Source organism: Mesorhizobium sp. M0239 (assembly GCF_040321815.1).
Taxonomy (GTDB): domain Bacteria; phylum Pseudomonadota; class Alphaproteobacteria; order Rhizobiales; family Rhizobiaceae; genus Mesorhizobium.
The window spans coordinates 46,077-57,002 of the sequence record NZ_JAMYSG010000038.1; the positions used below are offsets into that span (position 1 = coordinate 46,077).

Annotated in this window: 11 protein-coding genes and 1 riboswitch; of the genes, 4 read left to right on the plus strand and 7 right to left on the minus strand. The window is 63.4% G+C overall.

Features of this window, described 5'->3' with window-relative positions:
- Positions 1 to 281 precede the first annotated feature (281 nt).
- A complete protein-coding gene (araD1, locus tag NKI99_RS29515) occupies positions 282 to 1,274 on the plus strand; it encodes an AraD1 family protein (RefSeq protein ID WP_352613082.1) in 993 nt (330 codons plus the stop codon).
- A 55-nt stretch (positions 1,275 to 1,329) separates the two neighbouring features.
- Here the strand turns inward: araD1 and NKI99_RS29520 are convergent, their stop codons facing one another.
- Together NKI99_RS29520 and NKI99_RS29525 are read right to left on the minus strand one after the other, a co-directional pair.
- Positions 1,330 to 2,100: an ABC transporter substrate-binding protein gene (locus tag NKI99_RS29520; protein WP_352613084.1), complete on the minus strand. Its 771-nt coding sequence runs from the start codon at positions 2,098 to 2,100 to the stop codon at positions 1,330 to 1,332.
- Between the two features lie 99 nt (positions 2,101 to 2,199).
- Positions 2,200 to 3,294, minus strand: coding sequence for a 2'-deoxycytidine 5'-triphosphate deaminase (locus NKI99_RS29525; protein WP_352443181.1), 1,095 nt, complete (start codon positions 3,292 to 3,294; stop codon positions 2,200 to 2,202).
- Between the two features lie 138 nt (positions 3,295 to 3,432).
- Positions 3,433 to 3,510: riboswitch (SAM riboswitch) on the plus strand.
- A 57-nt stretch (positions 3,511 to 3,567) separates the two neighbouring features.
- Between NKI99_RS29525 and NKI99_RS29530 the strand changes: the two genes are divergently transcribed.
- On the plus strand, positions 3,568 to 4,755 hold the full coding sequence (locus NKI99_RS29530; RefSeq protein ID WP_023811337.1) for an O-succinylhomoserine sulfhydrylase: 1,188 nt from the start codon (positions 3,568 to 3,570) through the stop codon (positions 4,753 to 4,755).
- Positions 4,756 to 4,760: 5 nt separating this feature from the next.
- Here the strand turns inward: NKI99_RS29530 and NKI99_RS29535 are convergent, their stop codons facing one another.
- Both NKI99_RS29535 and NKI99_RS29540 read right to left on the minus strand, forming a co-directional pair.
- A complete protein-coding gene (locus tag NKI99_RS29535) occupies positions 4,761 to 5,912 on the minus strand; it encodes a ceramide glucosyltransferase (protein ID WP_352613086.1) in 1,152 nt (383 codons plus the stop codon).
- Positions 5,913 to 6,033: 121 nt separating this feature from the next.
- Positions 6,034 to 6,237: a hypothetical protein gene (locus NKI99_RS29540; RefSeq protein WP_352554071.1), complete on the minus strand. Its 204-nt coding sequence runs from the start codon at positions 6,235 to 6,237 to the stop codon at positions 6,034 to 6,036.
- Between the two features lie 25 nt (positions 6,238 to 6,262).
- On the opposite strand from NKI99_RS29540, the gene apaG reads away from it, so the two are divergent.
- Positions 6,263 to 6,655, plus strand: coding sequence for a Co2+/Mg2+ efflux facilitator ApaG/CorD (gene apaG, locus NKI99_RS29545; RefSeq protein WP_013533640.1), 393 nt, complete (start codon positions 6,263 to 6,265; stop codon positions 6,653 to 6,655).
- A 48-nt stretch (positions 6,656 to 6,703) separates the two neighbouring features.
- Here apaG and NKI99_RS29550 read toward each other — a convergent pair whose 3' ends face one another.
- The 3 genes from NKI99_RS29550 to NKI99_RS29560 all read right to left on the minus strand — a co-directional run bounded on the left by NKI99_RS29550 (position 6,704) and on the right by NKI99_RS29560 (position 9,942).
- Positions 6,704 to 7,735, minus strand: coding sequence for an Hsp33 family molecular chaperone (locus NKI99_RS29550; RefSeq protein WP_352613088.1), 1,032 nt, complete (start codon positions 7,733 to 7,735; stop codon positions 6,704 to 6,706).
- A 78-nt stretch (positions 7,736 to 7,813) separates the two neighbouring features.
- On the minus strand, positions 7,814 to 8,725 hold the full coding sequence (argF, locus tag NKI99_RS29555; protein ID WP_352613090.1) for an ornithine carbamoyltransferase: 912 nt from the start codon (positions 8,723 to 8,725) through the stop codon (positions 7,814 to 7,816).
- A gap of 17 nt (positions 8,726 to 8,742) precedes the next feature.
- Positions 8,743 to 9,942, minus strand: coding sequence for an aspartate aminotransferase family protein (locus NKI99_RS29560; RefSeq protein WP_023811341.1), 1,200 nt, complete (start codon positions 9,940 to 9,942; stop codon positions 8,743 to 8,745).
- Between the two features lie 358 nt (positions 9,943 to 10,300).
- Here NKI99_RS29560 and NKI99_RS29565 point away from each other — a divergent pair, with 358 nt between their 5' ends.
- Entirely contained in the window at positions 10,301 to 10,819 is a 519-nt protein-coding gene (locus tag NKI99_RS29565; RefSeq protein WP_023811342.1) for a GcrA family cell cycle regulator, read from the plus strand.
- Positions 10,820 to 10,926 lie beyond the last annotated feature (107 nt).

The window sequence follows — 10,926 nt, forward strand, 5'->3', positions numbered from 1 at the left end:
CCAAGGAAAAGTGTGAAACGGTTTTCCGCCCGGAATTGCACCACAATGAGTTAGAGCGGTTCGCCGTTTCCGTGAGACGGTGAACTGCTCTAGTCGAGGCAAGCAGGAGGCATACGATCGCGGCGCTGCCGGCAACCCGGTAACAGAAGTCCCTGAGGGACCAGGCCCGCGAGCGCAATCCGAACTGAGAATTTAAACCGTGGCATGGACGAGGTCCGGCCGCGCCGAGCAAGGTCTGCCGTTTTGGCAGCCCTGCCAAGGCAAATGAGAGAGGATTCATCATGCTGATCTCCCAGATCCTTGACGACGCCGAGACCATCCGCGTCGTTGCCCGCAATAGCGGCAAGACCCGGATCATCAATGGCGCCCGCAGCGTCTATTCGCTGGCGATGGAGGCCGCCCGCACCGGCGTCGGCCTCGTCGCGCTGATCGAACGCAAAGGACTTGGCGAGACGGTCGATCTCGAGGCCGCTTACAAGAAGGGGCGGCTGCTGTCGCCGATCAACCACCCCGATCCGGCGCATCTGCACCTGACGGGCACCGGGCTGACGCATCTCGGCTCGGCGGCGACGCGCGATTCCATGCACAAGAAGCTGAGCGCCGACGGCGAGGAGCAGCTCACCGATTCCATGAAGATGTTCCGCATGGGGCTGGAGGGCGGCAAGCCCGCGAACGGCCAGATCGGCGTGCAGCCGGAATGGTTTTACAAAGGCAACGGCACGATGGCGGTGGCGCCAGGTGCCGCACTCCTGTCACCGGCCTTTGCCAAGGACGCCGGCGAAGAGCCCGAGGTGGCCGGCATCTATGTCATCGGCGACGACGGCGCACCTTTCCGCGTCGGCTTCACGCTGTCGAACGAGTTTTCCGACCACGTCACCGAGCGCGTGAACTATCTGTTCCTCGCCCATTCCAAGCTGCGCAACGCCTCGTTCGGTCCGGAAATCCTGATCGGCGACCTGCCGCCCGATATCCGCGGCACCTCGCGCATCGTGCGCGACAGCGAGGTGCTGTGGGAAAAGCCGTTCCTGTCCGGTGAAGCGAACATGTCGCACACCATCGCCAATCTCGAACATCACCATTTCAAATACGCGGCCTTCCGCCAGCCGGGCGACGTGCATGTGCATATGTTCGGTACGGCGACGCTGTCCTTCGCCGACGGCATCAAGACCGAGGCCGGCGATGTGTTCGAGATCGAGGCTGGGGACTTCGGCCTGCCGCTGCGCAACCCGCTGGAGATCGAGCTGCCCGTGAAGGTGGCTGTGAAGGCGCTTTGAGGTAGCACCCTCCCTTCTCCCCTTGTGGGAGAAGGAAGAGACGCTCTTCGACGTTTCAATAAATATCGAAGTCGAAATACTTGGCCTGAATCTTCTTGTAGGTGCCGTCGGCGACGATCGCGTCGATGGCCGCGTTGAGCTTGTCGCGCAGGGCCGTGTCTTCCAGGCGCACGGCAATGCCGGCTTGCGTTTCGGTGCCCTTGACGTCGCCGACCAGCTTGCAGCAGCCGTCGCTTGCCTTCTTCAGCCAGTCCATCAGCACGAACTTGTCCGAGATCACGGCGTCAAGGCGGCCGTTGGTCAAGTCGGTGATCGCCTCTTCCTGGGTCGGATAGAGTTTGGCCTCCGCGCCCGCCTTGCCATATTCATTCTGGGCATAGTCGGCCTGCGTGGTCGAAGCCTGGGCGCCGACCGTCTTGCCGGCAAGGGCCGCCGGTTCGGTCGAGGTCAGGTCGCTGTCCTTCGGCGCCACCAGGGCGAGCGGTGTCGTATAATATTTGTTGGTGAAGGCGACCTGCCTCTTGCGCTCCTCGGTGATGCTCATCGAGGCGATGATGGCGTCGAATTTCTTCGCCTGCAAAGCGGGAATGATGCCGTCCCAGTCCTGCGTGACGATCTCGCATTCGACCTTCATCTGCGCGCACAGCGCATTGGCGATGTCGATGTCGAAGCCTTCGACCTTGCCGTCAGCGGTAATGGTGTTGAACGGCGGATAGGCGCCCTCGGTGCCGATCTTGATTTTCTCCTGCGCCTGCGAAAGCGAGCCGGCCGCCATCACCAGCATGGCAGCGCCTGCTGCCGATATGATCCATTTTGAAATCTGCATTTTCTTGGTTCCCCTTGAACGCCGGCATCTTGACGGGCGGCAAGGCAGCCAAGCATGGCGCGCCGGTACAGGCAAGTATTTTGCCTTGGGGCAATGAGGTCAGCGCGCGGCGCGGAAATGCTTGGACAGCTTCAGGCCCTGCGCCTGGTAGTTGGAGCCGAGATCGGTGCCGTAGAGGGCCTGCGGCCGCTTCAGCATGTGTTCGTAGACCAGCCGGCCGACGATCTGGCCATGGTCGAGAATGAACGGCACTTCATGACTGCGCACTTCCAGCACCGCCCGGCTGCCCGTGCCGCCAGACGCGGAATGGCCAAAGCCCGGATCGAAGAAGCCGGCATAGTGGACGCGGAACTCGCCGACCAGCGGATCGAAGGGCGTCATCTCGGCGGCGTAGAGCGGCGGCACATGCACCGCCTCCTGGCTGACGAGGATGTAGAACTCGTCGGGGTCGAGCACCAGTTCGCCGGCGCCGCTCTTGTGGATCGGCTCCCAGAAGTCGACGACTTCCTGGGCCGCGCGCTTGTCGACATCGACGAGGCCGGTGTGATGCTTGCCGCGATAGCCGACCAGACCGTTTTGGTCGCCGTTGAGGTCAATCGACAGCGCGATGCCGCCGCCGGAAATATTCGGCGGCTCGGTGGCGACCAGCGTCTGCGCGCGATGCAGGTCGTGCAGCTCGGCTTCCGAGAGCAGCGCATTGCCGGTGCGGAAGCGTATCTGCGACAGGCGCGAGCCGGTGCGCACGACGATCGGGAAGGTGCGGGGGCTGACTTCCAGAAAGAGCGGGCCATGATAGCCGGCAGCGATCTTGTCGAACTCGTGGCCGCGATCGGTCATGACCCGGGTAAAGATGTCGAGCCGCCCGGTCGAGCTCTTCGGATTGGCCGAGGCCGAAATGTCCGCCGGCAGCGCCAGGCTTTCAAGCAAGGGCACGATATAGACGCAGCCGGTCTCCAGCACCGCGCCCTCGGCAAGATTGATCTCGTGCAGCTGCAGCCGGTCGAGTTTTTCCGAGACCTTGTGGTTGGGGCCGGGCAGGAAGGAGGCCCGCACCCGCCAAGCCTTGTCGCCGAGCCTGAGATCAAGGCTGGCCGGCTGGATCTGGTCGGCGTCGAGCGCACGCGCCGACTTCAGCGCGCCGGACTGGAACAGCGCCGAAATGTCCTGATCGGGAAGAATGCCTGTCTGCCGCAAGGCTCCACTCCTAGGTCAGACGTTTTTCTTGTCGCAGGTTCTTGTCGCAAAACCGTGGAACACTTTTGCGGAACCTGCTTGGTACAAACCTCTTAATGAAGCCGGCAATTGACGCAAGCGCGGCGCGGGTCTAAAGGGTCGTTATCCCGTGGTGATTTGGCCGGTCGGCTTGCAGCCACGTTAAACAAGTCGCTAAAGGACCGTCGGGCCGCAAGGCCGTATGGACCGGTTGCGACTTTCGCGGCCGGTTTTTTTGTGTCTGGAAGAAAAGCGATGAGCACCAAGAAGCACAACTGGAAGCCTCAGACGGCACTCGTGCACAGCGGAACGCTGCGTTCCGGTTTCGGCGAAACGTCGGAAGCGATTTACCTGACCCAGGGCTATGTCTACGAAACGGCACAGGCCGCCGAAGCCCGTTTCAAGGGCGAGGAGCCAGGCTTCATCTATTCGCGCTACGCCAATCCGACCGTCGACATGTTCGAGAAGCGCATGTGCGCCCTCGAAGGCGCCGAAGATGCCCGCGCCACCGCCTCCGGCATGGCCGCGGTGACGGCCGCCCTTCTGTGCAGCGCCAAGGCCGGCGACCACATCGTGGCGGCGCGTGCGCTGTTCGGATCCTGCCGCTGGGTGGTCGAGACGCTGGCGCCGAGATACGGCATCGAGGCGACGCTGGTCGACGGCACGGATATCGCCAATTGGGAAAAGGCGGTCAAGCCGAACACCAAGCTGTTCTTCCTGGAAAGCCCGACCAATCCGACGCTGGAAGTGGTCGATATCGCCGCTGTCGCTTCGCTTGCCAATTCGATCGGCGCAAGGCTGATCGTCGACAATGTCTTCGCCACGCCCCTGCAGCAGAAGCCCTTGCAGCTCGGCGCCCATATCGTCGTCTATTCGGCGACCAAGCACATAGACGGCCAGGGGCGCTGTCTCGGCGGCGTGATCCTGTCGGACAAGAAGTGGATCGACGAGAACCTGCACGATTATTTCCGCCATACCGGCCCAAGCCTGTCGCCCTTCAACGCCTGGACGCTGCTGAAAGGCCTGGAAACACTGCCGCTGCGCGTGCGCCAGCAGACGGAAAGCGCGGGCAGGATCGCGGATTTCCTGGCCGAACGGCCGGAAATCGCCCGCGTCATCTATCCCGGCCGCGCCGACCACCCGCAGGCCGATATCGTCAAGAAGCAGATGTCGGGCGGCTCGACGCTGATCTGCCTGGACGTCAAGGGCGGCAAGCAGGCGGCCTTCGCCTTGCAGAACGCGCTCGACATCGTCTTGATCTCCAACAATCTCGGCGATGCCAAGAGCCTGATCACCCACCCGGCGACGACGACGCACAAGAATCTGAGCGACGAGGCGCGCGCCGAGCTCGGCATCGGGCCGGGCACGCTCCGGCTGTCGGTCGGGCTGGAAGACACCGACGATCTGCTTGAGGACATCGCGCAGGCGCTGAAGGCCAGGTAGGACCTTCAGGCGCCGGACGGCGTCTCCTCCAGTTCGGCCGTCTTGGTGCCGATGGTCATCGCGTTGCCGCGCCAGTCGACGGCGCCGCCAAGCCAGCCGCGCGCCCACAGCGCTGGCAGGATCAGGTCGCGCATCATGATCGCGGCCACCATGCGTGGCGACAGGTACCAGCCCTTGGACCAGGCCAGCGCGCACTCGGGAAGGTAGAAGGCTACCAGCACTGCAAGGGCGGTTGCCCAGAGGCTGAAGCCCGCACTGGCCGCGGCAATCAGCGCAAGCACCAGCGGCACCACGGCGCCGGTCAGGATTTCGGGTGCGAAGAACAGCGGGAAAGTGACGCGGCGCAGGCGCGCCCAACGGGCCTGACGCGACCAGATCTCGTCAAAAGAGCGCCGGCCAAGCGGCTGCTCGAAGGGGGCGGCGACGAGATTGACGCGCAGGCCGAGACCGTTCACCAGCTTGGTCGCGGCGGCATCCTCCGCGATCTCGGCGGCCAGCGCGCGGATGCCGCCATTGGCGTCGAGCATCGGCTTGTTCCAGAGCATGCTCTTGCCCTGGGCAAAGCCAAGGCCGAGCGCATCGCCGGCGTATTGCCAGCGCGCCTGCAGCGTGTTGAGGAAAGCGCATTCGACCTCGGCCCAGAAGCCGGCCGGCCGCGAGCCAATCGGCGTCGAGCAGACAAGGCCGGTGCCGGGCCGCCAGGCAGCCATCAGATGCTGGACGTAGTCCCTCGGCATCAGCACGTTGGAATCGGCCAGGACGACCCAGTCGTGCCGCGCCGCCTCCCAGCCCTTGACGCAATTGTTGAGTTTCGGATTGGCGCTGATGCGGTCGTCGCCGACAAGCAGCCGGGCCGGCACTTTCGAAAACCGGACGATCGTCCTGTTTATCAATTTGACCACCGGATCGTCGGCATGGGCGACGCAGAAAATCAACTCGTAGCACGGCCAGTCGAGCGAGAAGGCGCGCTCCAGCGTCTCCTGCGTGAACGGCTCGACGCCGCGCGACGGCACGACGATCGACACCGGCCGTGGCTTGCCGGCCGGCGCGGCAATGGCGCGGCGCCGTTTCAGACGCGAAGCGGCGAGCACGATGCTGGCGAGATTTGAGAGAATGAGGGCAGTTGAAAGCGTGGCGGCTATGAGAGTGAGTTCCATCGAGATCCGGTCACTCCAGGAAAACCGGTCCGCCAGAACAATCTGGCTGGCATGACGACCGATTCAACAATTCGACAGAGCGCCCGAGTCGCGCGGCACTGGTCGGCGCACACCATCATTGTCATGTGTCACTTAAATGACATTCTTTGCCGCCACCTGCGGTTCCGTCCGCAATGACAGGACGCGCACCGTTGACCAGCCCGCGTGGAGCGCCGAAAGTTCGACCTAGAGCCTGTTCCATCCCGATTGAACCGGGATGGGGCTCTATCTCTGTTTCTTTGAGCATGATCTTTTCTGAAAACCGGTTCCCACTTTTCAGGATCATGCTCTAGATTGTTTTGGAGCCGCTTATGTATAGCGCCGTCACGCGCAACATCGAAGTGCAGGTCAGGCCGTTCTATCTGGAGGACCGTTCGGATCCCTCGGAGAACCGCTATGTCTGGGGCTATCAGATAACGATCGACAATCAGTCGGACGATTTCGTGCAGCTTCTGTCGCGCTATTGGCACATCACCGACGGCACCGGCCGGGTCGAGGAAGTGCGTGGCCCCGGCGTGGTCGGCGACCAGCCCGAACTCAATCCCGGCGACAGCTACCAGTACACGTCCGGTTGCCCGCTCTCGACACCATCCGGCATCATGGTCGGGCACTACACGATGCGCAACAAGCGGGGCGAGACGTTCGACATCGCCATTCCGGCGTTTTCGCTGGATCTGCCGGGGACGCGGCGGACGGTGAATTGATTTCGCCTCACCGGCCGCGGAGCGGCCGGTGAGGCGTGGTTTTTTTCTCTACTGGGCCGCAAATTCCGCCGGATCGAAATCATATTGCTTCGAGCAGAATTCGCAGGCGACGTGGATGCCGCCGTCCTCTGTACTGTCCTTGATCTCCTGCGCGGAAAAACCCTCGAGGATGCCGCGGATCTTGTCCCTGGAGCACGAGCACTGGTCGGCGACCGGAACGCCGCCGAAGACGCGCACGCCATGCTCGTGGAACAGCCTGTAGAGCAGCCGCTCGGCGCCGATCGTCGGGTCGATCAGTTCGGTCGGCTCGATCGTACCGAGCAGCGCCAGCAACTCCTGCCAGGAATTGTCGACCGGGTCGTGGACCTCCTCGCGCGGATCGCCATCGCCACCCGGCAGGTCCGGGACGCGCATGCGCTCGGGCGACTGCGGCAGGAACTGCGCCAGGATACCACCGGCGCGCCACTGCTCGCGGGCACCGCCAGGACCGGGCGTCAAAAGCTTGGCCACCGACAGCCTGAGATCCGTCGGGATCTGCTCCGACTGGCGAAAATAGGTGCGCGCAGCATCCTCCAGCGTCTCGCCGTCGAGCTGGACGATGCCCTGATAGCGCTGCGTGTGAGCGCCCTGGTCGATGGTCAGCGCCAGCGCGCCGCTGCCGAGCAGCGTCTGCTGCGAGGTTTCGCCGGCCGCGACCAGCGCTTTCAGCCGGTCGGCATCGAAACGCGCATAGGCGCGCAATGCCGAGGGCGTGGAAAAATCGGCGACCAGCATGTCGACAGGCCCGTCGGTGCGGGTCTGCAGGATGAATTTGCCCTGGAACTTCAGCGAAGTGCCGAGCAGCACGGTCAGCACACAGGCCTCCGCCAGCAGGCGGGCGACCGGCTCGGGATAATCGTGGCGGCTGAGGATGGCGTCCAGCATCGGCCCGAGTTGGACGGTGCGGCCCCGCACATCGAGCGGGCCGACCTCGAACGGCACGACATGATCGTCGCCGGCATAGCCGAATTCGCCGAGTTTGGGGTGATGTTCAGTCACTTGATAGGTTTCCAACATGACAAAGCTCCGGGGCGCGGCCATGCCGCCCTCCGGGGCGCATGCGTCGAAACGCGCTGTTTTTGCGTGATGGCCCGCAGATAGGCATCACACCTCCGGAGATCAAGCGCCGAGGCACCAGGCGAGCACGGCCTTCTGGGCATGGAGCCGGTTCTCGGCCTCGTCGAAGACCACCGAATGCGGTCCGTCGATGATCTCGTCTGTCACTTCCTCGCCGCGATGCGCCGGCAGGCAGTGCATGAACAGCGCGTCCGGCTTGGCCTTCGCCATCAGCTTGGCATTGACCTGATAGGGCGAGAACACATTGTGGCCGCGGGCGCGATGCTCCTGGCCCATCGACACCCAGCAATCGGTGACGATGCAGTCGGCCTGGTCGACGGCCTCCTCGGGCGAGCGGGTGAAGTGCAGCTTGCCGCCGTGCGCCTGCGACCAGTCGATGTGCTTCTGCGCCGGCTCGCTGCCTTCGGGCACGGCGACGTTGAGGTTGAAGCGGAATCGCGCCGAGGCCTCGATCAGCGAATGCAGCACATTGTTGCCGTCGCCGGTCCAGGCGATGGTCTTGCCGGCGACCGGACCGCGATGCTCCTCGAAGGTCATGATATCGGCCATCAGCTGGCAGGGATGGGTGTCGTCGGTCAGTCCGTTGATCACTGGCACGGTGGCGTTCTCGGTCAGCTCCAGCAGTCGCTCATGCGAGGTGGTGCGGATCATGATCGCATCGACATAGCGCGACAGCACCTTGGCGGTGTCGGCGATGGTCTCGGAACGGCCGAGCTGCATCTCGGTGCCGGTCAGCATGATGGTCTCGCCGCCGAGCTGCCGCATGCCGACGTCGAAGGAGACGCGTGTGCGCGTCGACGGCTTGTCGAAGATCATCGCCAGCACCTTGCCTTCGAGCGGTTTGGTGCGCTCGCCGGCCTTGAGGCGCGCCTTTCGCACCACCGCATCGTCCAGCATGAAGCGCAAATCGCCTTCGGAAACGGCGGAAAGATCGGTGAAATGGCGAACTGACATCAGCAATGGTTCCGGGATTACTTCGCCGCGGCGGAAGCGATCGCCTCCGCCAGGCCCTTGGCGCCGGCGCGAATGCGGTTGAGCGCGTCATGGATCTCGGCGTCGGTGACGGTGAGCGGCGGCAACAGGCGAATGACGTTGTCGCCGGCCGGAACCGCCAGCAGGTGCTGGTCGCGCAAGGCCATGTTCACCTTGGTGTTGGGCATGGCGCATTTGAGGCCGAGCATCAGCCCGGCACCCCTGATGTCCTCGATGATTTCGGGAAACTCGTCGGCGACCGACGCCAGCCCCTGCTTCATGAGCAGCGCCTTGCGTTGGACATCTTCGAGGAAGCCGTCTTCCAGCACGACGTCGAGCACGGCGTTGCCGACTGCCATGGCCAGCGGGTTGCCGCCGAACGTGGTGCCATGCACGCCAGCGGTCATGCCGACGGCCGCTTCATCCGTGGCAAGGCAGGCACCCATCGGGAAGCCGCCGCCAATGCCCTTGGCGATCGCCATGATGTCTGGCGTTACACCTGACCATTCATGCGCAAACAGCTTGCCGGTGCGGCCGATGCCGCACTGGACCTCGTCGAAGATCAACAGCAGGCCGTGCTGTTCGCACAATTGCCTGAGCCGCTTCAGCGATTGCGTCGGCACCGGACGGATACCGCCCTCGCCCTGCACCGGCTCGATCAGGATGGCGGCCGTCTCCGGCGTGATCGCCTTTTCGGCGGCGTCGATGTCGTCGAAACTGACCTGATCGAAACCTTCGACCTTGGGGCCGAAGCCCTCGAGATATTTGTACTGGCCGCCGGCCGCGATGGTCGCCAGCGTGCGGCCATGGAAGGCACCTTCGAAGGTGATGACGCGGAAGCGCTCGGGGTGTCCGTTGACGAACTGGCAGCGGCGCGCCGTCTTGATCGCGCATTCCAGCGCCTCGGCGCCGGAATTGGTGAAGAACACCTTGTCGGCGAAGGTGGCGTCGGCCAGCCGCTCGCCAAGCCGGCTCTGCCCGGGGATCTCGTAGAGGTTGGAGACATGCCACAGCTTGGCTGCCTGCTCGGTGAGTGCGGCGACCAGATGCGGATGGCTGTGGCCCAGCGAATTGACGGCGATGCCGCCGGCAAAGTCGAGATATCGCTCGCCCTTGTCGGTAATCAGCCATGTGCCTTCCCCGTGGTCGAAGGCCAGGGGTGCGCGAGCAAAGGTCTCGTAAAGCGCCGAACCGCTCATTATATGCGTCTCCGGTACCGGAAAATCAAAAAAGCCGCCAAAGCGGCGGCCTGTGCGGCTTATCCCGTTTTTCGGCCATGAAGTCAACGAAAACGTCGCGTAGTGGCGCGCGGCAAGCCCCCTGACGGGACGCCGGCTCATAAGCGACCGGGCAAGTTGGGGAAAACCGAAAAAACCGATTCGTGTTGCACTTGGGACTCTTGTCACCGAGTCAGCGCATAGAGTAGTTGTAGTCGAGAAATAACTAGATTTCGTGCGGCGGACCTAATCACCAGATATATGTGGTGTCTGCCCCGGCAAATGTTGCCGGGTCGGGAGAAGGATTCCGATTGCCGCACGCTTAGAGGAGCGCGGTCTCATGAACTGGACTGACGAGCGGGTAGAACTCTTGAGAAAACTGTGGTCGGAGGGTCTGAGCGCAAGCCAGATTGCTGCGCAGCTTGGAGGGGTCAGCCGCAATGCGGTCATCGGGAAGGTGCATCGGCTGAAACTCTCGGGCCGCGGTCGCTCGACCGCCACGCCGGCACGCCAGAAAAAGGCGGCACAAGGATCGACCGTCCAGAAATCGGTATCACGCGCTGCAACCACGGCACGCCATGTCACGACATCGATCGGCGCGACGGCCTTGCAGACACAGTTCGACGCCGAACCGGTGGCGCGCCATTATATCCGTCCGGTTGAGAATGTCGTGCTGCCGATCTCGCGGCATCTGCAGCTGGTCGAGCTGACCGAGCGGACCTGCAAATGGCCGAACGGCGATCCGCTTTCAGAGGACTTCCATTTCTGCGGCAACGATGCCGCCGAAACCGGTCCGTACTGCAAGTACCACGCCCGCGTGGCATTCCAGCCGGCATCGGAGCGGCGGCGGAGCCGATAGTTAGGGATTGGGCAGTAGGCAGTAGGCAGTAGGGGCAATATGCTCTGAATTTCTTGCCCTACTGCCTACTGCCTACTGCCTACTGCCTACTGCCTACTGCCTACTGC

Bases quoted from the DNA above. Each gene is read 5' to 3' on its own strand.
- araD1 (WP_352613082.1), top strand. From the start codon at position 282: ATGCTGATCTCCCAGATCCTTGACGACGCCGAGACCATCCGCGTCGTT.
- NKI99_RS29520 (WP_352613084.1), bottom strand. From the start codon at position 2,100: ATGCAGATTTCAAAATGGATCATATCGGCAGCAGGCGCTGCCATGCTG.
- NKI99_RS29535 (WP_352613086.1), bottom strand. From the start codon at position 5,912: ATGGAACTCACTCTCATAGCCGCCACGCTTTCAACTGCCCTCATTCTC.
- NKI99_RS29550 (WP_352613088.1), bottom strand. From the start codon at position 7,735: ATGGCCGCGCCCCGGAGCTTTGTCATGTTGGAAACCTATCAAGTGACT.
- apaG (WP_013533640.1), top strand. From the start codon at position 6,263: ATGTATAGCGCCGTCACGCGCAACATCGAAGTGCAGGTCAGGCCGTTC.
- argF (WP_352613090.1), bottom strand. From the start codon at position 8,725: ATGTCAGTTCGCCATTTCACCGATCTTTCCGCCGTTTCCGAAGGCGAT.
- NKI99_RS29540 (WP_352554071.1), bottom strand. From the start codon at position 6,237: ATGATCCTGAAAAGTGGGAACCGGTTTTCAGAAAAGATCATGCTCAAA.
- NKI99_RS29530 (WP_023811337.1), top strand. From the start codon at position 3,568: ATGAGCACCAAGAAGCACAACTGGAAGCCTCAGACGGCACTCGTGCAC.
- NKI99_RS29565 (WP_023811342.1), top strand. From the start codon at position 10,301: ATGAACTGGACTGACGAGCGGGTAGAACTCTTGAGAAAACTGTGGTCG.
- NKI99_RS29560 (WP_023811341.1), bottom strand. From the start codon at position 9,942: ATGAGCGGTTCGGCGCTTTACGAGACCTTTGCTCGCGCACCCCTGGCC.